This is a genomic window from Simplicispira sp. 125 (assembly GCF_003096555.1).
Lineage (GTDB): Bacteria > Pseudomonadota > Gammaproteobacteria > Burkholderiales > Burkholderiaceae_C > Simplicispira.
On the sequence record NZ_QEKM01000001.1, the window covers coordinates 895,875 to 921,407 of the forward strand.

Below are 25,533 nucleotides of genomic sequence, written 5' to 3' on the forward strand. Positions count from 1 at the left end.
GCAATTGACCCGCCCCATGAAGTCTGAACCGTTCGCCCTGAGTCTGTCGAAGGGTTTCGAAAACCGCAGCCTGAACGGTATTTGAGACATCAACGGGCCGGAGCAATAACGCTCTCTTTTTCAGCAGAATGCTTTTCCCAAAGGCGGGTGTCGGGCTGTGCGCCCGGCGGCGCAACCCAACACACACCAACGCCCCGGACGATAGGGTCGGGTAATGTGTCCGCACAACGCGGCACCAGAGTTCATACTCAGCCCATCGTTCACCTACGGGGATTGCCATGTCAGCTGCTCCACGCCGCCTGCACCGTGAACGCCACCGCACCGACCGCATCGGCTGGCTGCGCGCCGCTGTGCTGGGCGCCAACGATGGCATTGTGTCCACCGCTAGCCTGGTGGTAGGTGTGGCGGCGGCGCAGGCCAGCCCGTCCGCCATCGTGATGACGGCAGTGGCCGGACTGGTGGCCGGGGCCATGTCGATGGCGGCGGGGGAGTATGTGTCGGTGCACTCGCAGGCCGACACCGAAAAAGCCGACTTGGAGCGCGAGCGCCTCGAACTGGCCGCAGACCCGCTGGCCGAAGAACACGAGCTGGTCGGTATCTACGAGCGCCGGGGCCTGGCCCCCGAGTTGGCGCAGCAGGTCGCCCAGCAGCTCATGGCGCACGACGCGCTGGGCGCCCATGCACGCGACGAGCTCGAAATATCCAATGCCATGGCAGCCCGTCCGGTGCAGGCTGCGCTCACGTCTGCCGCCAGTTTTGCCGGTGGCGCCGCCTTGCCCCTGCTGGTAGCCGTTGTGGCGCCCGCCAGCAGCCTGCTGGCTTGGGTGGCGGTTACTGCACTGGTGTTTCTGGCCCTGCTCGGGGGCGTAGCTGCGCGCACGGGTGGCGCGGGTGTGCTGGTGGGCGCCTGGCGTGTCACCTTCTGGGGCGCCCTGGCCATGGCCATCACGGCGGGCGTGGGGATGCTGTTTGGAGCGCCGGTCTGAGAGGCTGAGGGGAATGGGGCGCTTCAGCCCTGCGCGCTGACCACCCGGTTTCGCCCGGCTGTTTTCGCTGTGTACAGCGCGGCGTCGGCCCGGGCGTAGAGGCCGCCAGCGTCTTCCTGGTCCTGCAGCGTCGCCGCGCCAATGCTGATGGTCGTCGGGTGGCCCAGCCAATCCGCCCTTGCCACGGCGTTGCGCATGCGCTCGGCGACGCCCAGGGCGCCCACAGCATCCGTGTTCGGCAGGATGACGGCGAACTCCTCGCCGCCCACGCGGGCAACGATATCGATGACCCGGGCACAGCCGCTGAGCACCTGGGCGATCGCCAGCAGCACCTTGTCTCCGGCGTCGTGGCCGTAGGTGTCGTTGATGCGCTTGAAATGGTCCACGTCCAGCACCAGCAGGCTCAGGGGCGTGGTTCTGCGCTCCACAATGGCCCATTCCAGTTGAAGGCTGTGATCAAACGCCCGCCGATTGCGCAGGTCGGTCAAGGCATCGGTGGTTGCCAGCTCGCTCAGCGCCCGGTTCAGTTCATCGACTTTTTGCAACTGTGCCAGCAACTGCTGGTTGAGCGCATCGGCGTCCTGCAATGCCTTGCGCAGCCGGATTTCGCGCAGGGCAGAGTGCGCCAGTTCGACGAGGACCTCCACATCCTGTTCGGTCCACTGCTTGGGCTTGAAATCCACCGCGCAAAAACTCCCCAGCACATGCCCGTCGTCGGTGCGCAGCGGAATGCCGATGTAGGCCCTGACCCCCAGGGATTGCACCGTGGGGACGTCCCGGAAAACGGCCGCCTGCGTCACGTCTTCCAGAACCAGTGCCTCGTTCGACGTCAGGGCATAGTGGCAAAACGTGCGCCCCGTCAGCTCCCGCGTAGTGCGCAAGGGCTCGCCCAACCCAAAAGCGCTTTTGTAAAAATCGCGGTCGGCATCCAGCAGCGACACAAAGGCCACGGGCGCCCCGGTGAGCCGGGCCGCCAGGCGGGTCAGCCGGTCAAAACTCTCTTCAGGTGGGGTGTCCAGCAGGCCGGTGTCGCGCACCGCTGCCAGACGCTGGGGGTCGGTGAGTGCGGCCTGAATCTGGGCTGCATCGGCAGGCTTCGGGGGCGTGGAAGTCATGCGACCATGGTAACAATTTCACACCCCATAGGCCGGGGCCGGGCCGCCATGCCCTTGCTCTGCACCGGCGCCACCCCGGCCCGAGGGCGTTAGCCGCGCCAGGCTACTTCGCCCCCCGTCGCCACCGCCTGCGCCCGGCCCAGAGCTTCGAGCGTTTGCAGCAGCGTGGGCAGGCCTTTCTTCCAGGGGCCACGGCCTTTGAAGCGGGCTTCGATGGCGCTCAATGTGAGCGGGATGGGGCTGGCGGCCAGTGCGTCGGCCACGGCGCGCACCTGCTCGGGCAGGGTGGCGGGCCAGGGGTGCTGGGCGGGTTTGGTTTGCTCTGGTTTTGATAGCGATTTTTCACTATCAAAATCAGCCTCTGGCGCTTGATCATCTTGCGCAAGCAGCTCCTGTTTTTGCACTGAATTTTGCGGATTTTGAAAGTCCGGCCGCAGCCAGCGCACGCGGCCCTGGGCTTCCTCCTGCGCACGCTGGGTGTTGAGCTGCACCAGGTAGGCCAGGATGTCGTCGGTGCTGGCCGTGGCGGGCAAGCCGTAGGCCGCCAGCACGGCGGCATCGAGCTCGTCGTGCAGCTCGCGCAGCACGCCCACCAGGCCCTGGGTGTGCTGGGTTTTCTCTTTGGCCGTGAGCGCCCGGCCTTCGCGCAGGGCCGCCAGCACGTTGTAGATGCCGGTGAGGGTGAGGCCGGTGTTGCCGGATTCGGGCGCCAGCACGCGCTTGCGGTGGGCGTCGATCTGCTCGGCCAGCTGGGCGATGCGCTCGCGCAGGGGCGGGGTCAGGCCGGTGTCTTCGTCGGGGAAGGGGAAGGTGTCGAAGCAGGTGGATTTGCTGTACACCGGGTCATTGCCCACGCCCAACCGGCCACCGAGAGCCAATGCCCAGCAGACATGCAATTGACTGGAGAGGACGCCCAGGGAGAAAGCGTCGTCGAGTGCGATAGCAATCAATTTGTCGTCCGGCAGGATGCTGGCATCCAGGAATTGGAAGACGCGGTGTTTGGAGACTTGACCGGTAGCGATGTAGCGATCAAGCGACGCGACGGACTGGCGCATCCTTGGTTGATCTTCTGCGAACCTCCACCAATAATCGCGTCGTTTTGGTCGCGGATTTTGGTCACGGTCGGGTTTCACTCGTTCAAGTAGCCATTGGTAGACGGCAGGATATTGCGTGCGTAAATCCTCAGCGCTGAATCCAAATGCATCGATCACGCGGACACCACGGGGCGCGTCCGTCAGGTCACGTCCATTACGGTATTCACGCAGGATGGAAGGGCTGCCTAGCGCCGCCGCTTGCTCTTTCGTAACGATGAAACCCGCACCGTGTGGAATGACCCCGCGATTGGCGATCTGGGCGTTTGCTCGCAAGGGTTGCGCTTTCGCGACATTCGCGCCGAGGCTCAAGTCGGCATGAAGCAAACCAGTACGTGTCAACATTTCCACTGTGGTCTCTCCATGCTCACCAGGACGCTCGTCCATCACGGTGTGAAGGCGACCGTCGCCAGCGCCGCCAGCAAGCGCTGTCATGGCAATCCGCACCGCCGCACCGTTGGCGCTGTCCACCCAGGGATGGTCGGAAATCGCCATTTCCAGATGGGTGTTTTGGTCCAGCGCTGCCTGCACTACGCGACGGTTAAAGATCATCGTCAGGCTGTTGGTGGTGATCAGCCCCATGCGCCGCGTTTGGCCTGCGGTCACTTGCGCGGCGGCGTGGTGCCACCAGAACATCACAAAGTCGGCGCTTTCCGGAATCTCGGGCCACGCGCCGCGCAGGGCTTGCACATAGCCGTCGCCCAGGGCATCGCGCATCCGCTTGTTTCCAATAAACGGCGGGTTCCCCACAATGAAATCCGCTTGCGGCCACTGGGCCTTGCGTGCACCCACGTAGCGCCATTGCGGCACCTGGGCGGCTTCGTCGGGCACTAGTTCGCCCGTTACAGGGTGGGTCTTGAACGTGGTGCCGTCCCAGCGGCTGAGCAGCTGGTCGGCGTCGTCATAGGCCAGCTCTTGCGCGTCCCAGGCCAGCACGGCGTCGCGGCATTCGATGTTGCCGTAGTTGTGCACCACGGGCTCGGCCACGGCGGTGTTGCCTCGGGTGCGGATGTGCCACTGCAGGTAGCCGATCCACAGCACCAGCTCGGCCAGGGCGGCGGCGCGTTCGTTGAGCTCGATGCCGCGCAGTTGCTGCAGGGTGACGGTTTCGCCTTCAAAGCCGAGCTGGTCTTGCGTGTGCCCTAATTCTTCGAGCTGGTTGACGACTTCGCCCTCCAGGCGCTTCAAGTGCTCCAGCGTCACGTACAAGAAGTTGGCGCTGCCGCAGGCCGGGTCGAGCACGCGGGTGGCGCACAGCTGGTGGTGGAATTTTTTGACCTCGGCGCGGGCCTCGGCCAGCTTGGCTTCCATCGCTTTGCCTTGCAACGCGGCGGCCTCGTGCGCCAGCACCAGGGCGGCGGCCTGGGCGTTGGCCCAGTCTGCGCGCAGGGGCTCGATGACGGTGGGCAGCACCAGGCGCTCGACATAAGCGCGGGGCGTGTAGTGCGCGCCCAGGGCGTGGCGCTCGGCGGGGTCGAGCGCGCGTTCGAGCAAGGTGCCGAAGATGGCGGGCTCGACCTCGCGCCAGTTGGACTTTGCAGCGGCGATCAGCAGGTCGATCTGCTCGGGCGTGAGCAGCAGGCTGTAGCCGTCTTCGCCTGCGCCCTTGAACAGCTTGCCGTTGAAGTGCAGCACGGGCTTGGCCAGCGCGGCAGAAAAGCCGCCCCGGTCCATGTCGGCCCACAGAATACGCAGCATCTGCTGCAGCGTGGCGGGGTCGTTGCGATGGGTTTGCAGCAGGCCGAGGAAGGCACCTTTGGGCAGCAGTTCCACATCCTCCGCAAACATGCTGAAGAGGCAGCGGGTGAGGTAGGATGCTATTATTTCGGGAGCTATTAACGATTGCTGGTATTGGGTTTTGCTGTATTTGTGGTATAATTTCTGTTCTGTTCTGTTCTGTTCTGTTCTGTTCTGTTCTGTTCTGTTCTGTTCTGTTCTGTTCTGTTCTGTTCTGTTCTGGGCGACAGGCGATTCGAGCGACTTGGCCAATCGCGCCAGCAGTGCAGACACGTCGCGCGTGACCTGCGCGCTGATGCGTGCGGGGTTCAGGCTGTCGGGGTCTTGCCAGATGCGGCGCAGGCGGTCTTGCACCTCGGGGCGGGCCAGGTCGGCCAGCTGCAGGCGGTGGCTGCGCGGGTCGGGGTAGGGGGTGTAAGTGCCGCCGGTTTTGCTGAACTCGGCGTACACCTCGATCACGGTGCCGACATCGACCACCAGCACGAAGGGCGGGCGACCCTCGTGGGCGGGCAGGGCGCGGGCATATCCCTCGCCCTGGCTGCGGGCGCGCAGCAGGCCGTCGTCAAAACCTTTGGTGTGGCTACCGGCCTTGAGCTTTTTGGCCTCCAGCACAAAGTGGCCGCGCCGGTAGCAGTCGATGCGCCCCGCGCTGGTGCTGCCGTCGCCATGGGCAAAGGTGACGGGGCGCTCGAACATGTAGTCCTGCTCGGGCGTGGGGTGGGGCTTGGCCATGCCCAGCAGCGCGCACAGGTCGATGACAAAGCTTTGTGCGGTGGCCAGCTCGCTGGCGGTGGTGCCGCTCCAGCGGGCAATGAAGTCTTGCGCGGCGGCGCTGTGAACCGGTGCGCTGGCGCCTGTGGCGGTGTTGTGGGCTCCCATGCCCGGGATGATAGCGGGGGGCAGGGCGGCACCGCTGCATCACCCACGTGCCGTGATTTCCTCTTTTGAAGCCGGGTTGAAGGGCGTAAGGAGCACGCCTTTGGGGGATTCAACAAGAAACACCGTGTCACCCGCTTGCAGCTTCAGGCGCGCCAGTACCTCATCGGGCCGAACGAAGCCCACGGAGTCACCGATGGGTGAGGGGAGTGAATTTGCACGTTTTCATTCCGACCCGCACTACACCCACTCGCGTAGAGTGATGCAGGACGTCCTTAGCGGGCGCTGTGCTCGCAGCCGTGGGGTTTTTCAGGCAAAGGTATTGACCTGCGTGCCCAGCGTGCCCGAGGTGGCCAGCGCGGGCTGGGGCATGGTCTGCACCATGGCGTCGATCATGGTGGTGGCTGTGGCTTGTTGCATGTCCAGCGCCTTTTTCAGCATGGTGATGTTCACCGCGTCCGACGTTTTGGCGCTGGCCATGTTGGTGGCGGTGTTGATGATGGCGTTGGTAAGGGCGACGTCCATGGCAGAAAACTCCAGTAATAAGGCTTTATCGACCTGCAGGGTGATTTCTTGAATGGACGGCGTTGCGACCGGCCTTACTCCAGCGCGGCCGAGCCCATCGGCGCGCAGTGTGCAAGGTCGGATACACGCGGCCCAGGGAGCTTGCGGGATACGTCGCGCAGCGCGGTGCGCAGGCCTTCTTCGAGCACGGGGTGGTAGATGGGCATGGCCAGAAGGTCTTGCACACCCAGGCCTTGCGACACCGCCAGCCCCAGCAGATGGGCCAGGTGTTCGCCCGCCGGTGCACACAGCTCGGCGCCCAGGAGCCTGCCGTCCGTGCCATCGGCGTACAAGGCGATGCGCCCTTCGTTGCGCTGGCCTGCCCGGGCGCGCCCCTGGTTAGCGAAGCTGGCGGAGCCCACTACAAAAGACGGGTGCGCCAGATGGGCGGCGCTGGCGCCCACCACGGCCACTTCGGGGTCGGTGAAGACGATGGACAGGGGGGTGCGGCGCTTGTAGCAGCGCACTTCTTCGGCCAGTGCGTTCATACCGGCAATGTGGCCTTCGTCAGCGGCTTCGTGCAGCAAGGGGCGGTCGCTATTGACGTCCCCGGCGATGAAAACGCGCAGATCGCCCACCTGCGTGCTGCCGGGGTGAAACGCGGGCATGCCGTGTTCGTCAAGCGGTACGCCGAGTGTCTCCAGGCCCAGCCCCTGCACGTTGGGCTTGCGGCCGACGGCTGCCAGCACCTGGTCCACCACCACGCGGGTCTCGCCGCTGGTGATGGCAATGCCGCCGTCCACCGCCTCCAGCTGCGCCTGGGCGCCCGTGTGCAGTGGCATGTCGGCTGCCAGCGCGGTGCGCAGCACGGCATTGATGTCGGGATCGCTCAGGCCGGCCAGCATGTCTTTGCTGGCAAAGGCGCTGACCTCGATGCCCAGCCGTGCGAGCGCCTGCGCCAGTTCCGCACCCAGCGGCCCCAGCCCCACCACGCCCAGCCGGGGGCCGATGCGGTTTTGCTCAAACAGCGTATCGGTTGTCAGCACGCGGTCTGCAAAGGCCTGCCAGGGCTTGGGGATGAAGGGGTGTGAGCCGGTGGCGATGATGATGGCGCGTGCCGTGAGGCGTTCGCCGTTGACCTCCACACAGTCGGGCCCCCGCAGGCGGGCACGGCCCGCCACACTGCGCTTGCCCAGGGTGTCGGTCAATGCGAGGGTGCTGGCGACAAAATCGTCCCGCATCGCCCGCACGCGCTGCATCACGGCCGGGAAGTCGATCGACAGGGCGCTTGCCCCCCGGATGCCAAAGGTGTCGAAGCTGCCACGGCGGTGGTAGGCGTTGGCGGCTTCGATGAGCAGCTTGGAGGGCATGCAGCCCACACGTGCGCAGGTGGTTCCGTACGGCCCGTCGTTGACGATGAGGAAGTTGTCTGTGTGCTTTTTGACCTCGCTCAGTGCGGCAAGGCCTGCAGTACCGGCGCCGAGGATGATGACGTCGAAGGGCTTTTGCATGGTGGGCTCCTGGGGGTTGCGGGGGTTACACCATGCTGCCATGGGCCTGCATTGTGTGGTGTAGGCCCATGCAGCCAAAACACCAGGGAAAAAGCCTGATGAGCGATATACCTCAGACAGGGACATCAGCCTCTGTATAAATAGCGGCGCCCGGATTGGGTACCCTCTCCCGCAAGGGGGTAGGGAGTAAAAACCATTTGAGATATGTTCCCAATCAGGAAAAAAGGCCGTTACCGCTTTGAGGATGGCTTTTTATAGCTATCGAAACAGTAGTGCTTGCGCCATTCAATCCAGCGTCTCATCCCCATCGGGTACGTTGCTGCAGGTGATGGCGCCATGCGAGAGGTCGGCCAGGCGCTGCACCAGTGCCGGGGCGGCGGATTCGGGCAGCGTGAAGTGCAGGCGCACATCGCTGGCATGCGCGGCGCTCTCCAGGCAGGCCCCGGCAGCGGCCAGTTCGCGCCGCACCGCGCCTTCGAGTGCGTAGGGCAGGCTGCAGTGCAAATGCGCGACGCGCTGCAGTGCGACCTTGTGCGCGCCCAGCAGGGCCTGGGCGACGGCGTCGGTGTACGCACGCACCAGGCCGCCCGCCCCCAGCTTGACGCCGCCAAAGTAGCGCACCACGGTGGCTTGCACGCCTTCAAGGTCCTGGTGGCGCAGCACGTCGAGCATGGGGCGGCCTGCGGTGCCGCCGGGCTCGCCGTCGTCCACGGCGGCGGATTGGCCCCCCGCCAGCAGCGCCCAGCAGATGTGGGTCGCGCCGGGGTGTTCCTTCCAGAGCGCATCGACATGGGCCTGGGCGCTGGCCCGGTCCGGCATGGGCTGCACGCAGCCGATGAAGCGGCTTTTCTTGATGAGGAGTTCGCTGTGGACGGGGGCTGCAAGGGTGTAGGGCATGGAGCGGTAGAGCTTACCCTGCGCCCTACTCAGAGTGCTTTCAGGAGTGGATTTCGACAGCGAAGCGCTGATTCAGCAAGGGCGGTTTTGCTGGGTTCATAACGCCATGGCCACGCGATCGGGGGAGAAACTCACTTGCTTATCGCTATTGCAGACCCTGGGCCTCCACAGGTTTCTTGCGTTCATGCTGCCGTCGGAATGTTTGCAGCCTGCGGACGGCGATCACGCAGCCTGTCGCAGCGATGGCAAATGCTCCAAGGGTGAGCAGAATGATGACAATGTCCCGTGCCAAGGCTGCGCGCAGGAAAACTGGCAGATCCCAACTGTGCAGCAGATTGAAGAGCCATCGGCCGGTGCGCTGGGCGCGATCCATGCTGTGAACCACGTCGCCGGTGCGCGGGTCAATGTAGGTCTGCGTGCGGCCGATATCGCTGAACGTGAGCTTGAGTATCGGCAGTGGCCGTTCATTTCCTGCATACATCGAGGCACCGTGTCGCGCGTAGTAATACGCATCGTAATCTTGCAAAAACTCTACCGACTCGATGGAAGCGCTGTGCAGACGGGATGCCGCCTGCGCCAGCACACCGTCTGGCCAGCTTTCCTGCACGGCCCAGCCGTTGTTGTGCTGCACGACGAGACGGCTTTTGCCGTCGGCGCTGTGCGCCTGCAGATAGGCGGCGCCTGCAAGGACTTTCCATTCCAGTTCGCTGGCCGTAAAGCCGGCTTGCTGCAGCATGTCAAGGGCTTCGCTGGGGGGTAGCGTGGCGTGTACTGCACCAGGCGTACCTTGGCGATAGGCAACGATGTCGGGGCGACCGTGCCCAGGGTTGAAGATGCCCACAGGGTTCATGGACATGATGCCGCTGAACATCCAGAGGATCAGCATTGTTCCAAAGGTCAAGCCGGCCACATGGTGCCAGCGCATGGGCAGGTTGCGGTACGGCGTTCGGTGGCCGGATTTGTATTGCCCGCGGAAACGCCAGCGCCACAGGCCAGTGCACGCGCCTGCAATGGCGCTGAGGGTGCCGAGGACAGAGAGAGCGATCAACAACCAGGTCCAGAAGGGGTCCGACGAACCGTCACGGAACATGTAGAGCCAATGCAGCCACGCGCCCACGAAGTTCCAGTACCTTTGTGCCTGTGGTGCATCGAGAACGACTTCGCCGGTACGCGAGGACACGTAAAGCAGCGTGTTCTGCGCATCGCCCATTTGCACCATGAACAATGGCCGATGCGGATCCAGGCTGCGCCCGTGGGTCCAGCGGTCATCGTCCACCTGTCCTTGCAGTTCTGCCGAGGCGCCGGGCAGGAAGGCGCGGGCGCTTGCAAGGGCAGTGGCGTCATCCGCAGGCGGCAGTGCTTGGCCTGTCATCGCGTCGACGAGTTGTAATGTTCCATCGCCCTCGCGCAACCGGTAGCGCCAATGCTCGCCAATGCGGGTGAGAACCAGCTCCTGCACCTGTTCTGGTGCACGGCTGCGCGCCAGCGCTGCTTCTGCGGAAACGCAACAACCGGGCGCGCTCAGCGGGGGCAATGCCCTCAGCCGCTCCTGCGGCAGCAGCTTGGGGTAGCCAACATAGAGCATCACCACGCCGCTCACCAGCCAGAGCAGCATCAGCAGGCAAAAGCCGATGCCGCTCCAGCGGTGAAACAGGTAGATGAAGCGCTTGGCGTGTACGCCGTGCGACATGACTCGCGCGTCCTTAGAACCGGTGGTTCAAGGTCAGCTCGGCGCGGCGCCGCTCGCCAACGAGCCATTGCGTACCGCTGTAGTAAGCCGTTGTGAAGTAGTACTTGTCAAAGACGTTGAAGCCGCGCAGGGTGAGCGTGGTAGCAGGCCCAACGCGCCATTGAACTGCAAGGTCCGTGGTGGTGTAGGAAGGCAGCGCGATCGTGTTGGCGGTGTTGGCGTAGCGCTCGCCCACGTAACGCATGCCAGCGGAGAGAGTCCAGTTTGGCAAAACCTTCCAACCCAGCCATGCATTGGCAACACGTTCGGGCACGTTGGTGGGCACCTTGCCGTTGCGTGAGGTGGCCACTCCGCCTACGGATTCCGTGAAGTCGTCATACCGCGCTTTCAACAGCGTTGCGTTGGCGTCAAACTGAAGTTTGTTGGCGATTGGCAGCGACAGCGTGCCTTCGATGCCCTGGGTGGACTGCTGGCCAACCTGAACCCACAACGACGGGTTGGTACTGTCCCGGGTCGTCAGGTTACTTTTCTTGATCTGGTACAGGGACAGTGACCAGTCGCCCTTCTTGTCCAGGATCGATTGTTTGATGCCAATCTCGAACTGACGGCCGGTGGTGAAATCAAAAGCGCTGTTGGCGGCAGAGAGGAACATCAAAGCCCGCGCCGGGTCGGCTGCCCGCGAAAACTGTGCATACACCGAAGTGTCGGGCTGCACCAGGTAAACGGCTCCCAAGCGACCACCGACGCTGGAGTATGTTTTGTCGAAATCCTGGGTGCTGGCAACCAGGTTGTCACGCTGAATGCTGACCCGGTCGTAACGTAGGCCACCGACGATGGACAGCTTGTCGTTCAGCTCCAGCCGGTCTTCGGCGAAGAATGCGTATTGGTCGGCGCTGTTGCGGTAGCGCGGAATGAAGGGCACGGAGCTGTTGTAGTACCCCGGTGTCGGGTTGTAGGGGTCGACGGGTGTCGTTGTCCCTGTGTAGGTATTGTTCGTGTGCTGGAACTGGCTGGTATTGATGTCAAAGCCGACCGATGTGCGATTGGGCAGGCCGAATAGCATGCCTGTGAACGCGACGTCGGTCGTGTTGCCAGTTTGGGACTGGTTGTGCGCGATCTCGGTGTTATCGGCACGGTCAATCAAGCCGGTGCTGGTGTTGTAGGTAAAGGCCTCGGCGTTGCGCCAATAGCGGTAGCTGGTGAGGTGGTAGAACTTGCTTCGAACCAGCGTGTTGCTGTTGGGCGTCCACTGGGCCGCCAATTCGGTCCATTTGTCGTGGTACTCGATCTGGCTGTCTTCGACGTTGTAGTTCCTTCCGCGCAGAGCTTCGGGATGCTCTCCATTGATCGAGGGCATGCCGGCATAGCGCATCGGATTTTGCTTGCCCTGTGCGTGGCTGAGTTTGAACTGCAAATCGGGCGATACATCGAGCTGCATAGCCCCTGAGATGCTGGCGTTGTGGGTGTCGCCGAGATCGACCCAGCCGCCCGAGCGGTCGCCACTGACGTCAAGGCGGTACGAGAGCATGTTGTTGATGGCTCCGCCACTTCCATAGGCCAGGGCCTGTTTGTCGCGGGTGCCGACGGTGGCCTGGATTTCGCTTTGAACCGGCCCACGGGTGGGTTTCTTGGGCACAACATTGATGACACCGCCAATACCGCCGTCGCCGTGGATCACCGAGGCAGGGCCCCGAAGCACTTCGATGTGATCAACCGACCAGGTGTCAAACGGGAAACTGACAGAGACGTTGCCATATTGGCGCGTACCGTCATACAGGCGCATGACTGAAGTGGAGTCGGTAAAACCACGGGCTGACAGGGCGCTGCCGCTGTTGCCGGGGTGGCCCATGCTGGTGATGCCGGTGGCGCGGGTGATGGCGTCGATGAGCGAGGCGTCTCCGCGCGCTTCCAGCTGCTCGCGGCTGATGATGTCGAGGCTGGCAGGGGTTTGCAGTGGTGTCAGGTCAAGGTTAGAGCCTGTAGATGCGGGTTTTTCCAGGCGGGGAGCCTCGCTGGCCGTGACGGTGACCTCCGGCAGTGGAGATGTGGCCTGGCTTTGTGCGGGCTGGTGCACGAGCAGCAAAGGAGCCAGCCAGGTGAGCTGCGCCAGGGCACTGCGAGGGAAAGGGACTTGAATGGACATGGTGGGTCAGAGAGTGTTCGAGGCGAAGCCGCATGCATGCGTGCAGGCCATTCTTTTGCGAGGGCAGATCCGGGTGCACCACGACGCGCTGCAGGGCAGCGTCAGCAAGGGTTCGGGGCTATCGTGCACAGGCGCGATGCCAGAACCGGCGCGGTTCAAGCGGAAAGGGAAGGGGGGGCTTCAGTGCTCCACAGCGCGTGCACTACGCGGTGGAAAACGATCTCAAGCCAGAGGCGCGGGCGGGGGGCCGCGAGCCGGCATTTGGGCACCCACCAAGCGGGGTGTGTGCCAGGATTCATAGTGTGGCAGCGCATACCCGCAGAGCTGGGGTTGCGCACACTTGGGCGGTGACGAAGTGGCAGGAGGACTGACGGCCAGACAGGTGGGGCAGTCCAGACTTGCATGAGCGGAGCTTACGACGGTGTCATCGCCCAGCGCAACCATTGTGAAATGCCCTGCCTGGGAACAGATCACCTGCATTGTCTTGGGCTGGACAAAAGGCGATGCGGTGGCGACACCCATGGACACCATCAGCCAGGCCAACATGAGGCGAGCGATGATGTTGAGGTGGCGCGGGCAGTTCATCGGGAGGGTTCAATACATGCGATGGGGTTCGCACCATCGCCGCCGGATGCTGAAGAGCGACCAGCAGAGAGAAACGCGAACGATTGCGTTTTCGATAAACGCTAACCATCGATCATATCAGTCGATGGCTGCCCCATTCGTGACGAGAATCCTCTATTTAGTGTTCTGTGGGCGGGCGCTTGGTTCCCCGATCGGCATTCTCAAGCGGGCCACGGCGATGCTGAAGAAACACTGACATGAACGGAAAAATGTCGCGTGTTTGTGGTCAATGCGGCGTGGTGTTTTTCAGGATGCCCCGCACCAGGTTGCGGCTGTGTGCGCCGACGTTGCGCATCAAGGTGGCGATGGTGGATTCCAGCGCGGCCTTGGGGGCTTCGCCCTGGCGCGCCACCTCGGCCATCAGGTCGATGTCTTTGGCGTGCAGGCCAAAGTCGAAACTGGGGTCGTTGACATAGCCCACGGGCACGGTAGCGAGCATCTGGTCGGTCACGGTAACGCCCAGGTCGTGTGCCTGGCGGGCCACGGTGTCCCGGGTGTACAGGTCGGACCACGCGGGGTAGCCCGCATCGGTGCCGGTGTCGTGCAGGGCCTTTTCCACGCTGCTGGCCTGGCGGGTCTGGGCGGCAGCCTGGATCATCTGGCTCTCGTAGCGCTCCAGCACGAAGTGGCGGTTGGACAGCAGGATGACCATGTCGTTTTTCGGGCCCGGCATGCCCAGCAGGGACAGCAGGTTGATGCCGATGAGCCGCGCCGCCGAGAAGCCCGGCGCCAGGCTGGCATGGTAGGGCTGGGTCAGGTCTTGCACGTAGTGCAGCGCCAGCCCGGCAAAGCGCCAGCCCCAATAGGGGTGGCCGTTGCGAAAGGCCAGTTCGGACAGGCCCCGGTATTGCTGGATGCGCAGCAGTGGGTAGGTGCGCTTGAGGAAACCCGCCGCCATGTAGATGACGGGCGACTCGTGGAAGAAGCCCATGTGGAAGGGCGCCTGGGTGGAGAACGCGAGGTTGGGGTTGCCGAACGGAATTTTGCCAAAACCATAGCGCGGGCCCCAGGGCGAGGGGTTGTCCTCCCACAGGTTGAGGTCCATGCCGTAGTCGGGCTCGTCGCTGGCCGAGGCCAGCACCGCCAGCGGCGCCACGGCTTCGCCTGGGCGCAGGCGCACGAAGTGGTGGCCGCCGCCGTCTTTGTCGCGCTCGGGCAGGGCGCTGACGGTGTTGTGCGCCAAGGGCTCGGCCTGCGGCGCCGTGCTCCAGGGGTCGGGCTGCACGTACAGGGCCAGGCGGCTTTCGGGCGACACGCGCAATGCCGTCAAAAATGCCTTGCGCAGCGCCAGCGGGCCTTGCTGCGCCACCTGCGCATCAAAGCGCAGCGCGGCGGGCAGCGGCGGGTAGTGCGCAATGTGGGCCTGTGCCCAGGCATCTTGCCGGGCCAGCAGCGCTGCAATGGGCTGGGCCTGTGCGGCCAGAAATAATTCGAGCGGTTCGGCCACGACCGGGGCGGCCTGCGCCACCTCGGGCATGCCCTCGAAAGCGCGGTAGCTGGCCAGGGCGTGGTTGCTCCAGGCCAGCGCAGTGCCTGTGTTGCCCAGGGCCAGCAGGGCGGCGAGGAAGAGGCGTTTCATGGCGGGGTTCCGGTGGTGTGGTTCAGTCTTGGGAAGGGTAGCCGGTGATGGCGCGGATGTCGCGGTACAGCGGTTGCAGGCGTTGGTACATGCGGCAGTACACCCGCCGGTAGAGCTGCTCGTAGGTGCGCGCGTGTACTGGCTCGGGCTCGAACCGGTCGCCCATGTGCGCCATGGCGGCCACGGCGGCGGCGTAGTCGGCGTGCAGGCCCAGGCCCACGGCGGCAATCATGGCGGCGCCCAGGCCGCTGGTCTCGTACAAATGTGGGCGCTCGCAGGGCAGGTTGAAGATGTTGGCGGTGATCTGCATGGCCGCGTCGCTTTGCGAGCCCCCACCCGAGACGCGCACCAGCGTGATCGGCGCTCCGCCACGGCGTTCAATCCGCTCCTTGGCCTCGCGCAGCGCGTAGGCCAGGCCTTCGAGGATGGCGCGGTACAGGTGGGCGCGGGTGTGCACGTCGCCAAAGCCAATCACCGCGCCCTTGGCTTCGGGGCCGGGCACCTTGATGCCGGGGTTCCAGAAGGGCTGCAGCATGAGGCCCTGGGCGCCGGGCGGTACGCGTCCGACCAGGGCGTCGAACAGGCTCTCGGGCGTCACGCCCTCGGCCATGGCTTGTTGCTGCTCATGCAGGCCGAACTGCTCCTTGAACCAGTTGACCATCCAAAAACCCCGCGTGATCTGCACCTCGGTGTTGTAGTGGCCCGGCACGGCGGCCTGGTAGGGCGGGATGAAAGGCGTGGCCTCCAGGTAGCGCGGCGTGGTGGTGTTGATGGTGGCGGCGGTGCCGTACGAGAGGCAGGCAATCTCGGGCGTGAGGCACCCGGCGCCCAGCACCTCGCAGGCTTTGTCTGCCGCGCCCGCCAGCACCTTCAATCCGGCGGGGATGCCGGTGTCCTGCGCGGCCTGCTGGCTCACTTCGCCGATGACGGTGCCCGCCGCCACCAGCTCGGGCAGCATGTCGGGTGTGATGGGCAGGGCCTGCCATTTCCAGTCGTGCGGCGGCGCCCAGTGGCCTTTTTTGTAGTCGAAGGGCACGTAGCCCACTTGCGAGGCAATCGAATCGACCAGGCGGCCGGTGAAGCGGTAGTTCAGGTAGCCCGAGAGCAGCAAGTAGGTGCGGGTGCGCGCCCAAATTTCTGGCTGGCGCTGGGCAATCCAGTTGGCCTCGGCCTCTTTCTGGAAGTGGCGCACGGTATCGCGCATGCCAATGGCGCGAAAGGCCGCTTCCCACCACCAGGCCAGGCGCGGGGCGTGCTCGGCGCGCCGCTGGTCGAGCCAGATCATCGCCGGGCGCAAGGGCTGGCCGTGCTCGTCCAGCGCCAGGGTGGTGCCGCGTTGCGTGGTGATGACGAGGCCAGCGATGTCGCTCTTGTTGACGCTGGTGGTTTGCCACAGTTGCTCGCAGGCCTGGCACAGGGCTTGCCAGAACACGTCGGCGTCCGCTTCCATCCAACCGGGTTCGGGCGACTGGTAGGTGATCGCTACCTGCGATTTGTCCACCAGGTTGCCTTGCAGGTCGAACAGCAGGGCGCGCACGCTTTGCGTGCCGTTGTCGATGGCGAGCAGGTAGGGGGCGGGCATGGTGTCTCCGGTGTTCTTCTGTTTTGATAGCTGCTCGCGCTTGATGGATAAGCGTTGGAGGCCGTTTTTACCCAATTATTGAATTGTCTTGGAAGCGGTGGCGCGGGCGAGCGGAGACTGCGCCCACGGTTCCGGGATTGGGGTCTGAGCACGAGTTTCGCTGCGCGAAATCGTGATCCGACCCCAATGCCTGCGACCCCAATGCCTGCGCCGCGCCCGGCGGCTGGTAGTGCGCGGCGATCAGGGCGCGGTAGCGCTCTATCTCGTCTGCCCAGCGCGCCGCTTCCCAAGCCAGGTGCGGCGCGCACAGGGCCTGGATGCGTGGCAGGTGGTCCAGGCCGCCACGCGGCAACAACAGCCCGAGCCGCGTGCGGCGCAGCAGCAGGTCGTCCAGGTGTTGCACGGATTCGCGCCGGGCGGCGATGGACAGCTCCAACCACAGGGTCTGGGTGCCGGGGATGGTGTGCAAATCGCCGTCCCGCGCGTCTGCGCACCAGTCGGCCGCGTACGCGCCGTAGCGTGCGGTGAGGCGCTGGCGCACGGCCGGGCTCCAGTGCGGGTTCAGCGTGGGTGCGGGGGTGAACAGCGGGGCGTCGCTCCTCTCAAACGCCTTGCCTGCATGCGGCGCTGCCAGCGCCAGCGCGTCCTGCGCCATCAGGCGGAAGGTGGTGAGCTTGCCGCCGGCGAGGGTGACGAGGCCCGATTCGTCCCGCACCACATGGTCGCGCGTGGCTTTGGACGCATCCTGCTCCCCGTCGTCAATCACCGGACGCACGCCGGCATAGCAGGCGCTGATGTCGGATGGTGTGACGTGCGCCGCAGGGAACTGGTCGTTCACGGCGTCCAGCAAATAGGCCACTTCGGCCGCAGTGATTCTGGCCTCCACATCCAGATCCAGGGGGTGGTCCAGGTCGGTGGTGCCCACCAGGGTGGCGCCTTCCCACGGGTAGAAAAAGACGGGGCGGCCATCTTTGGGGTGCATGAAGCTGATGCTTTGCGCCACCGGCAGGCGCCAGAACGGCAGCACCAGGTGGCTGCCGCGCAGCGGGCGCAGCAGCGGCGCGGCGCCCACACCGGCACGCAGCCGGTCGGCCCAGGCGCCGGTGGCGTTGACGACGGTGCGGGCTTGCACGGTGTGGGTGTGGCCGGTGAGGGCGTCTTTGGTCACCACGCCGGTGACCTGGCCGTTGGCCGCTTGCAGGCGTTCAACCGCCATGTAGTTGAGCAGCGTGGCCCCATCGCGCTGCGCTTCGAGCAGCACGCGCCAGACCAGGCGGGCGTCGTCGGTCTTGGCGTCCTGGAACACCAGGGCGCCGCGCAGGCCGGGCGGTGCCAAGCCCGGCGCCAAGGCCTGGGTGGCGGCGAGGTCGGCGTAAAAGTGGCTGCTCCCCACACCTTGATTTCCGGCCATCCAGTCGTATACCGTTAACCCTGCCTGCATCAGCCAGCGCCCAGGCTTGCGGCCCGCGCAGTCGGCAAACAGAAAGCTTTGCGGTTCCACCAGGCCCGGGGCTTCGCGCAGCAGGCGCTGGCGTTCGCGCACCGAGTGCAGGGTGGTTTTGAGGTCGCCTTCCTTGAGGTAGCGCAGGCCGCCGTGCACTAATTTGGAAGAGCGGCTCGACGTACCCCAGGCAAAGTCGCGTTGTTCGAGCAGCAGCACGCTCCAGCCGCGCCGCGCGGCCTGCTGCGCCACACCAGCACCGCTGATCCCGCCGCCAATGACGACCAGATCCCAGGGCTGCGCGGACAGGCGCGCGAGCGCGGCGGCCCGTTGCGCTGGTGGATTCAGTTCGCCCATGGCCCGCCGTCCTGCAGCAGCTTGCCGGGGTTCATGATGCCGTGCGGGTCAAAGTGGCGGCACAGCCCGGCCAGCGTCGCCATGCCCAGCGGGCCTTTTTCATCCACCAGGTGCACCGCGTGGTCGCGCCCCACGCCATGCTGGTGGCTCACCGTGCCGCCGTGCGCGGCAATGGCGCCCGCCACCGCAGCCTTGAGCGCTTGCCAGCGCTCGAAGTTGGGTGCAAAGCCGCCCGGCGCAATCGGCCACACGTACTGCGAATAAATGCTGCTGCCTTGCGGGTACAGGTGCGAGAGGTGGGTGAAGGCGTGCACGCGCTGGCCGAAACTGTCGAACACGTCGCGCGCGGCCTGCTCCATGGCGAGCATCAGCGGTTTGACCTGGGGCCAGTCCACCGCCGTCTCGATGGTGTCGGCCGCGTAGCCCAGGTCCCACAGGGTGTTGCGCAGGTACGGCCCTTTGAAGCGGTTGGCCGCCCACTTGCTGCCCATGGCTGTGCCGATGTAGACCGCGCCGTAGTGCGCCAGCAGGCGCCGGGCCTCGCGCAGGGCGTGGCGGGCGGTGCGCTTGTCCGCGCTCACACCCAGCATCAGCATGCATTTGCCTGCGCTGCAGCCGCGCCAGGCCAGGTACTTTTCCATCGCGCCTACCAGCCGCTCGTGCCCGGCCAGCGTGAGGTTGGTTTCGGTCTCGATGCCGTTGGACAGCCGCAGCATCGACAGCGGCAACTTGCGCTGCACCAGCGCGCGCACGGCGGCCTCGGCGCGGTCCCAGTCGGGCAGAAAGAGGGCGTGAAAGCTCTCGTGCTCCGGCAGCGGCGTGACGCGCACCGTGGCTTCGGTGAGGATGCCAAAGCGCCCCTCGGAGCCCAGCACCAGCTCGCGCAAATCCGGTCCGGCGCTGGTGGCAGGAAATGTAGGCAGGGTGAGCGGGCCCACGGGTGTTTCCATGCGGCCCCCGGCAAACAGCTGCTCGATGCGCCCGTAGCGCAGCGACTGCTGGCCGCTCGATCGCGTCACCACCCAGCCGCCCACGGTGGAGTATTCAAACGACTGTGGAAAATGCCCCAGCGTGTAGCCGTGCGCGCGCAGTTGTGCCTCCACCAACGGCCCCGGCGTGCCCGCGCCAAAAGTGGCAAGCTGGCTGCTCTTGTCCAGGTGTAGCAGCCGGTTCATGCGGGTGAGGTTGACCGAGAGGATGGGGCCATCGCTCACAGGGCAATCGAGGTGTCCGGCCACGCTGGTGCCGCCCGCAAAGGGGATGACCATCCAGCGGTTCGCCTGGGCCAGGTCCAGCAGTTCGCGCACCTGCTCGCCCGACTCGGGATACGCCACGCCATCGGGCACTGGGGGCAGCGCGCCAAAGCGTTTCCTGATCCAGTCGGCATAACTCTCGCCGAGCGCCATGGCGAGGCGCTCCGAAGGCTCGCGCGAAATGAGGGGGTGCGCGGGCAGGCGGGGCGGCGGGATGCGCGCCAGCAGGTCTTCGCGCTGCGCATCCTGCCCCGGCAGACCCGGGCCCAGGCGCGCGGCGATCATGGCGCGTGCGCCTTCTCCCAGACTCATCGAGGTGGCGTCGTCGCCCCAGCCGTTCCAGCGTCGCATGACATACTCCGTTGCAAAAGGGGCGCAATGCTTCCCCAGGTCCGCCAATGTAGTCCTGCGCCGCCCGTTTGCCACTTCGCAATGCCGCCAATTGATTGTTCGATCGCGCCAAGTGCGCCCCGCGTGGTGGCGCCCTATGCCCATACCTTGTGGGATGCCGCCCGTGCGGAGGGGCTGCCACAGGCCGTGCTGGAACAAGTGCTCGGCCCCGGTGGCCTGGGTGAGACCGACATAACAGCGGCGGCCTACAGGGCCCTGTTGCAGCAGGCGGTGGCGCATGCGGGTCCGGGGTTTGGCTGGCGTCTGGGCCAAAGCGTCAAACCCACCACCTACGGCGTTAACGGCATCCTGCTGCTGGCTTGCCCGACACTGGGCGAGGCGCTGCAGCAGGTGCTGCGCTTCGAATCGCTGGTGCACGATCTGGGGCGTTCGTCCTTTGAGCGCCAGGGTGACCAGGTGGTTTATGCCTGGCGCAACGATTGCCCAGGCCACGCGGCCGCCGGAGCGCTGGTCGAGTCGGTGTTTTCCGGCATACAGACCTGCGCACAGTGGCTGGTGGGCCAGCCTGTGACCGGGTTTACGCTGGAATTCATGCACCACACCGATGCCGAAACTGCCGCCGCCATTGCACGCGCCAGTGGTGCCAGCGTGCGCTGGGGCGCGCAGGCCCACCGCGCAATCTTTCCGGCAGAGGTGCTGGACTGGCCGATTCCGCAGGCCAACAAAACCTTGCTGCCGCTGCTGCAAACCCACGCCGACGAACTGCTGCAGGCCCGCCACCCGCGCGAGGGCGGCATCGTGGCGCAGGTGCGCCAGTGCATCTCGGGTCGATTGGGCCAGGGCATGGTCAAACTGGCCGATGTGGCGCAAGACCTGCACTTGTCCACCCGCACCCTGCAGCGCCGCCTGATGGATGCGGGCGTGGCCTACCAGGCGCTGCTGGACGCCACGCGGCATGAGCTGGCTTGCCACTACCTCGCCACTTCGGCCATGCCCATTGCCGAGGTGGGCTACCTGCTGGGCTACCAGGATGCGTCGGCCTTCCACCACGCCTTCAAACAGTGGCAGGGCCAGGGGCCAGGGCAGTACCGGGCGTCTCGGGCCAGCGCTTGACTGTTGCCTTGCGCACACAGAACGGAGAAGCCTGGCGTCGAGGGTGTGTGATTTCCGTCACGCTGGCCGCCATAGAAAGGGCAGGCGGGGTGTGGATGTGCGCTCAGTCACACGCAAGGAGGGGTTGCTTTCCTACACTGGATTGATACCCGGCGCCCTACGCTGTCCGTACCCCGCCCTTGAAGGAACTGCCATGTTTGCCCTGCCGCCCAACGCCCCTTTGCGCAATGCCTTGGCCAGCCATGTGTTTGGCCGGTTTGCTGCGCGCGCTGTGCCTGCCGTGCGGCACGACAGCCCCGTGTCTGTGGTGTCCCGCCCCCGCCTGGCGCCGCCCGAGGTGGTGGAAGACGCGGACGAGATCGACTTGGCCCAGCGGGTGCGTGACCTGGGCGAATGGTGACAACCAAAGCGCAGGCAACACCTGCGCCGCATGGGGGCAAACCTGCAGGTTGCGACAAAAAGAGGCAGTCGCCGTAAAATCAAAGGTTGCCCCAAAATGGTCGCCTGGTTGCCCAAGGCCGCACCCCCATGAATTCCCCCGTTGATGTGTCCTTTTTTGCGCGTGCCGCCAAGCCGCTGACCAGCTACCGCCCGTACTGGGCCAAACGCTTTGGCACGGCCCCGTTCCTGCCCATGAGCCGCGCCGAGATGGACCAGCTTGGCTGGGACAGCTGCGACATCGTGCTCGTCACCGGCGACGCCTACATCGACCACCCGAGCTTTGGCATGGCCGTGATTGGCCGCACGCTCGAAGCGCAGGGCTTTCGCGTCGGCATCATTGCCCAGCCCGACTGGCAAAGCGCCGAGCCCTTCAAGGCGCTGGGCAAACCCAATCTGTTCTGGGGCGTGACGGCGGGGAACATGGATTCCATGATCAACCGCTATACGGCCGATCGCAAAATTCGCAGCGACGACGCCTACACCCCCGGCGCCGAAGGCAACCGCCGCCCCGACCGCGCCGCCATCGTCTACAGCCAGCGCTGCCGCGAGGCGTACAAAGACGTGCCCATCGTGCTCGGCGGCATCGAAGGCAGCCTGCGCCGCATTGCCCACTACGACTACTGGAGCGACAAGGTGCGCCGCTCCATCGTGGTGGACGCCAAGTGCGACCTGCTGCTGTACGGCAACGCCGAGCGCGCCCTGGTCGAAGTGGCCCACCGCCTGGCCGCACGCGAACCCGTGGCCGACATCACCGACGTGCGCGGCACGGTTTTTGTGCGCCGCAGCACGCCAGGCGGCTGGTTTGAAATCGATTCCACCGACGTCGACCAGCCCGGCCGCGTAGAAGACCACATCAACCCCTACCAAACCACCAGCGAGCAGGCGGCCGAGCAGGGCGGTACCTGCAGCTCGCAAGATACTACGATTTCGATAGCTGCTGGCGCAGAGCAGATAAGCGCTGACGGCCAAAAACAGTCTGAAAAAAGCGCGACTACGCATGCGCTCAACTTCGTGCCCAATCCGGCGCTTGCAGCCAAACGCAAGGCGCCGCCGCAAGACCGCACGGTCATTCGCATTCCCAGCTACGAGCAGGTCAAGAGCGACCCGGTGCTCTACGCCCACGCCAACCGCGTTATGCACCTGGAGACCAACCCTGGCAATGCCCGCGCGCTGGTGCAGGCGCATGGCGAGGGCACCACCGCGCGCGACGTGTGGCTCAACCCGCCGCCCATCCCGCTCACCACGGCCGAGATGGACCACATCTTCGACCTGCCCTACGCCCGCAGCCCGCACCCGAGCTACGCCGACGCGCAAGGCCGGCACGACGGCGAGACGAAAATCCCCGCGTGGGAAGTGATCCGCTTCTCCATCAACATCATGCGCGGCTGCTTTGGCGGCTGCACCTTCTGCTCCATCACCGAGCACGAGGGCCGCATCATCCAGAGCCGCTCCGAGGATTCCATCCTGCGCGAGATCGAGGACGTGCGCGACAAAGTGCAGGGCTTCACCGGCACCATCTCCGACCTGGGCGGCCCCACGGCCAACATGTACCGCCTGGGCTGCCGCACGCCCGAGATCGAGGCGGCCTGCCGCAAGCCGAGCTGTGTGTATCCCGGCATCTGCTCGAACCTGACGACCGACCACAACCCGCTGATTTCCATCTACAAGCGCGGCCGGGCGATCAAGGGCATCAAGAAAATCCTCATCAGCTCCGGCTTGCGCTACGACCTGGCCAACCAATCGCCCGAGTACGTGAAAGAACTGGTGCAGCACCACGTGGGCGGGTATCTCAAGATCGCGCCCGAGCACACCGAGGCTGGCCCGCTCACCAAGATGATGAAGCCGACGATCGGCAACTACGACAAATTCAAGCAGCTGTTTGAGAAATACTCGGCCGAGGCGGGCAAGAAGCAGTTCCTCATCCCCTACTTCATCGCCGCCCATCCCGGCACCAGCGACGAAGACATGATGAACCTGGCCATCTGGCTCAAGAAACACAGCTTCCGCGCCGACCAGGTGCAAACCTTCTACCCCAGCACCATGGCCAGCGCCACGGCGATGTACCACACCGGCATCAACACCCTCAAGGGCGTGCACCGCGATGAACGGGGCGAAAAGGTGGACGTGGTGCGCGGCGAAAAACGCCGCCGCCTGCACAAAGCTTTTTTGCGCTACCACGACCCGAAGAACTGGCCGCTGCTGCGCGACGCGCTCAAGGCCATGGGCCGCGCCGACCTGATTGGCAACGGCAAGCACCATTTGATTCCCACCTTCCAGCCTTTGGCGGGTGCGTGCGGTAGCCAGAAGAACGAGAAGTTCCTGACGATTCCGTCGATGGTGATGGAGAAAAACCAGCCCAAGCCGGGACAGATTCTGAGCCAGCACACGGGCCTGCCGCCGCGTGCGGGAACTGCAGGCAAAAAGCCAAGCTATCGCCCGTCTGGTAAGCGCTAAAAGCTATTGTTTTTGATGGTGTGAACGGGGCGCTGGAGCGCGGGGCTGTTCACTCATTGTCCGGTTGGGCGCTGCGGTGTGCGTGCCCACCGTCACCGATTGATTGGTGTCGCTCAGCGGCTGCTCAATCAGGTCTTCAATGACCAAAGTTCGGCAATAGAACGCTGCCACCGCGCCTGCTGCTTGCAGCTTGGCCCTGAGCGAGTCGGCATCGTCGTGCTTGCCCACCTCCACCAACAGGCCGTGGTGGCCAGGTCGGCAATGCTGCGCACCAAATCACTTTCTACGCTCATAGAAGACAAGAGCGAATCAGCATGAATTCGCAAGGGTCAGTACTGCCAAACCCAATCCACTTGGGCCATGCCGGTCAAAAGTCACTGTGAAGCAGTGCGCAAACCAAAAATGCCTGCGTCGTTGGATGCCAATGGTCGAGATTGGCGAAGGATGCCGACGTGCACCTCACGCCCGACACGCGCATACTCGCTCCCGTGATGCGATCCCTTCGCATCCAATTGGAGATTCATCCATGAATCACACAGTTTTGATCACAGGTTGTTCCTCGGGCATCGGTGCGGCTGCGGTGCAGCACTTTGCCGCGCAGGGCTGGAACGTCGCCGCGACGCTGCGCAACCCCGCTAGCGCCCACTTCGAGGACGGCGCGGGCAAGGTGGCGACCTTTGCGCTTGATGTGACAGACCAGAAGTCAGTCGACGCGGCAGTGGCGCAGGCTGCGGAGCGTTTCGGGCAGATCGACGTACTTATCAACAACGCCGGCTACGGCCTGTTCGGCCCGTTCGAGACCGCCACGCAAGAGGTCATCGAGCGCCAGTTCCAGACCAACGTTTTTGGCGTCTTTGCGGTGACGCGCGCCGTGCTGCCGCACATGCGCGAGCGCGCCAGCGGCGTCATCATCAACGTGGCCTCGCTCACGGGCCTGGTGGCAATGCCGCTGTACTCGCTCTATGCGGCGTCCAAGTTCGCCGTGGTGGGTTTTTCAGAGTCGCTCAGCCACGAACTGGGGCCCTTGGGCATACGGGTGAAGGTGTTTGCCCCCGGCGCGGTGGCGACCGACTTTTCGGGCCGCTCGCTGGTGCGCACGTTTGAGGGCGACGGCGGCCCTTATGCACAATCCATTGGCAAGGTCATGGGCGTGTTTGCGGCCAATCGAGGCACCAGCAATGCCTCTACTCCTGAGCAACTGGCCCAGGCGCTGTACGACGCGGCGACCGATGGCAGCGCGCAGCTGCGCTATGTGATTGGCGAGGACGCCAAGGCGCTGATGCAAACCCGCAAGGATATCGGTGAAGAAGCCCTGATGGGTGCCATGCGCCAACGCTTTGGGTTGGCTGGTTGAAGCCTACGCCGGTTCGGTCAGAACGGCAAAGGTATGCGCCATTTGATTCCCACCTACCAGCCCATGGCCGGCAGTTGCGGCAGCCAGAAGAACGAGAAGTTATTGACCATTCCTTCGATGGTGATGGCGAAGAACCAGCCCAAGCCAGGGCAAATTTTGAGCCAGCACACCGGCCTGCTGCCCCGGGTCACCGGAAGCGCACGACCCGGGCCAAAGAAGAAGCCGCGCTGAACGGGCACGGCATGCTGGCAGCGCCGTAGGCATGGTGGAGACCTTGCCGAACGGCTGGTTCGCTGGACATTCTCTTGATGAATGACGCCATCCCTCACAGAATGAACTCTGTTGGGAGGCTGTAGGTGTGAGCCAACGGCGGTGTCTGGTGCTTGCAGATATGGGCCGCGTACGCTGTGCCCCAAGATCGGTACGAAACAGGG

At 64.8% G+C, this 25,533-nt stretch carries 18 protein-coding genes; 7 read left to right on the forward strand and 11 right to left on the reverse strand.

Annotated elements, in window-relative coordinates; genetic code table 11:
- Nucleotides 1–278 precede the first annotated feature (278 nt).
- The gene (locus C8D04_RS04155; RefSeq protein ID WP_116003723.1) at nucleotides 279–986 is read left to right on the forward strand and encodes a VIT family protein; all 708 of its coding nucleotides are present in this window, start codon (nucleotides 279–281) and stop codon (nucleotides 984–986) included.
- Between the two features lie 23 nt (nucleotides 987–1,009).
- Here C8D04_RS04155 and C8D04_RS04160 read toward each other — a convergent pair whose 3' ends face one another.
- The 7 genes from C8D04_RS04160 to C8D04_RS04190 form a co-directional block, all read right to left on the reverse strand.
- Nucleotides 1,010–2,101 carry a sensor domain-containing diguanylate cyclase gene (locus tag C8D04_RS04160; RefSeq protein ID WP_116003724.1) on the reverse strand — a complete coding sequence of 364 codons (1,092 nt, stop codon included), beginning with the start codon at nucleotides 2,099–2,101 and terminating at the stop codon, nucleotides 1,010–1,012.
- An 89-nt stretch (nucleotides 2,102–2,190) separates the two neighbouring features.
- Nucleotides 2,191–5,808 (reverse strand): DNA methyltransferase, encoded by a 3,618-nt coding sequence (locus tag C8D04_RS04165; protein WP_116003725.1) that lies wholly within the window; start codon nucleotides 5,806–5,808, stop codon nucleotides 2,191–2,193.
- 306 nt (nucleotides 5,809–6,114) lie between these two features.
- Entirely contained in the window at nucleotides 6,115–6,330 is a 216-nt protein-coding gene (locus tag C8D04_RS04170) for a YjfB family protein (RefSeq protein ID WP_116003726.1), read from the reverse strand.
- A 74-nt stretch (nucleotides 6,331–6,404) separates the two neighbouring features.
- Entirely contained in the window at nucleotides 6,405–7,820 is a 1,416-nt protein-coding gene (locus tag C8D04_RS04175; protein ID WP_116003727.1) for a dihydrolipoyl dehydrogenase, read from the reverse strand.
- 285 nt (nucleotides 7,821–8,105) lie between these two features.
- Nucleotides 8,106–8,717 carry a YigZ family protein gene (locus C8D04_RS04180; RefSeq protein WP_116003728.1) on the reverse strand — a complete coding sequence of 204 codons (612 nt, stop codon included), beginning with the start codon at nucleotides 8,715–8,717 and terminating at the stop codon, nucleotides 8,106–8,108.
- Nucleotides 8,718–8,862: 145 nt separating this feature from the next.
- Nucleotides 8,863–10,407 (reverse strand): PepSY domain-containing protein, encoded by a 1,545-nt coding sequence (locus C8D04_RS04185; protein ID WP_116003729.1) that lies wholly within the window; start codon nucleotides 10,405–10,407, stop codon nucleotides 8,863–8,865.
- A gap of 13 nt (nucleotides 10,408–10,420) precedes the next feature.
- Nucleotides 10,421–12,550 (reverse strand): TonB-dependent receptor, encoded by a 2,130-nt coding sequence (locus tag C8D04_RS04190; RefSeq protein ID WP_116003730.1) that lies wholly within the window; start codon nucleotides 12,548–12,550, stop codon nucleotides 10,421–10,423.
- Between the two features lie 520 nt (nucleotides 12,551–13,070).
- Between C8D04_RS04190 and C8D04_RS04195 the strand changes: the two genes are divergently transcribed.
- Nucleotides 13,071–13,370 carry a hypothetical protein gene (locus tag C8D04_RS04195; RefSeq protein WP_116003731.1) on the forward strand — a complete coding sequence of 100 codons (300 nt, stop codon included), beginning with the start codon at nucleotides 13,071–13,073 and terminating at the stop codon, nucleotides 13,368–13,370.
- Nucleotides 13,371–13,400: 30 nt separating this feature from the next.
- On the opposite strand, the gene C8D04_RS04200 is transcribed toward C8D04_RS04195, so the two are convergent.
- The 4 genes from C8D04_RS04200 to C8D04_RS04215 all read right to left on the reverse strand — a co-directional run bounded on the left by C8D04_RS04200 (nucleotide 13,401) and on the right by C8D04_RS04215 (nucleotide 19,737).
- Nucleotides 13,401–14,753, reverse strand: a complete 1,353-nt coding sequence (locus C8D04_RS04200; RefSeq protein WP_116003732.1) for a phospholipase — start codon at nucleotides 14,751–14,753, stop codon at nucleotides 13,401–13,403.
- Nucleotides 14,754–14,775: 22 nt separating this feature from the next.
- Nucleotides 14,776–16,335 (reverse strand): FGGY-family carbohydrate kinase, encoded by a 1,560-nt coding sequence (locus tag C8D04_RS04205; RefSeq protein WP_116006007.1) that lies wholly within the window; start codon nucleotides 16,333–16,335, stop codon nucleotides 14,776–14,778.
- Between the two features lie 67 nt (nucleotides 16,336–16,402).
- A complete protein-coding gene (locus C8D04_RS04210; RefSeq protein ID WP_116003733.1) occupies nucleotides 16,403–18,133 on the reverse strand; it encodes a glycerol-3-phosphate dehydrogenase/oxidase in 1,731 nt (576 codons plus the stop codon).
- Nucleotides 18,121–19,737, reverse strand: a complete 1,617-nt coding sequence (locus C8D04_RS04215; protein WP_116003734.1) for an FAD-binding oxidoreductase — start codon at nucleotides 19,735–19,737, stop codon at nucleotides 18,121–18,123. The genes C8D04_RS04210 and C8D04_RS04215 overlap by 13 nt, the downstream gene beginning before the upstream one ends.
- 81 nt (nucleotides 19,738–19,818) lie before the next feature.
- Here C8D04_RS04215 and C8D04_RS04220 point away from each other — a divergent pair, with 81 nt between their 5' ends.
- The 5 genes from C8D04_RS04220 to C8D04_RS18530 all read left to right on the forward strand — a co-directional run bounded on the left by C8D04_RS04220 (nucleotide 19,819) and on the right by C8D04_RS18530 (nucleotide 25,330).
- Complete coding sequence (locus C8D04_RS04220; protein WP_158550278.1) at nucleotides 19,819–20,850, forward strand: AraC family transcriptional regulator; 1,032 nt, start codon at nucleotides 19,819–19,821, stop codon at nucleotides 20,848–20,850.
- Between the two features lie 193 nt (nucleotides 20,851–21,043).
- The gene (locus tag C8D04_RS04225) at nucleotides 21,044–21,250 is read left to right on the forward strand and encodes a hypothetical protein (protein WP_116003736.1); all 207 of its coding nucleotides are present in this window, start codon (nucleotides 21,044–21,046) and stop codon (nucleotides 21,248–21,250) included.
- A gap of 128 nt (nucleotides 21,251–21,378) precedes the next feature.
- The gene (locus C8D04_RS04230; RefSeq protein WP_116003737.1) at nucleotides 21,379–23,745 is read left to right on the forward strand and encodes a YgiQ family radical SAM protein; all 2,367 of its coding nucleotides are present in this window, start codon (nucleotides 21,379–21,381) and stop codon (nucleotides 23,743–23,745) included.
- A 526-nt stretch (nucleotides 23,746–24,271) separates the two neighbouring features.
- Nucleotides 24,272–25,099, forward strand: coding sequence for an SDR family oxidoreductase (locus C8D04_RS04240; protein ID WP_158550279.1), 828 nt, complete (start codon nucleotides 24,272–24,274; stop codon nucleotides 25,097–25,099).
- 33 nt (nucleotides 25,100–25,132) lie between these two features.
- Nucleotides 25,133–25,330 carry a hypothetical protein gene (locus C8D04_RS18530; RefSeq protein WP_106447812.1) on the forward strand — a complete coding sequence of 66 codons (198 nt, stop codon included), beginning with the start codon at nucleotides 25,133–25,135 and terminating at the stop codon, nucleotides 25,328–25,330.
- Nucleotides 25,331–25,533: the final 203 nt, after the last annotated feature.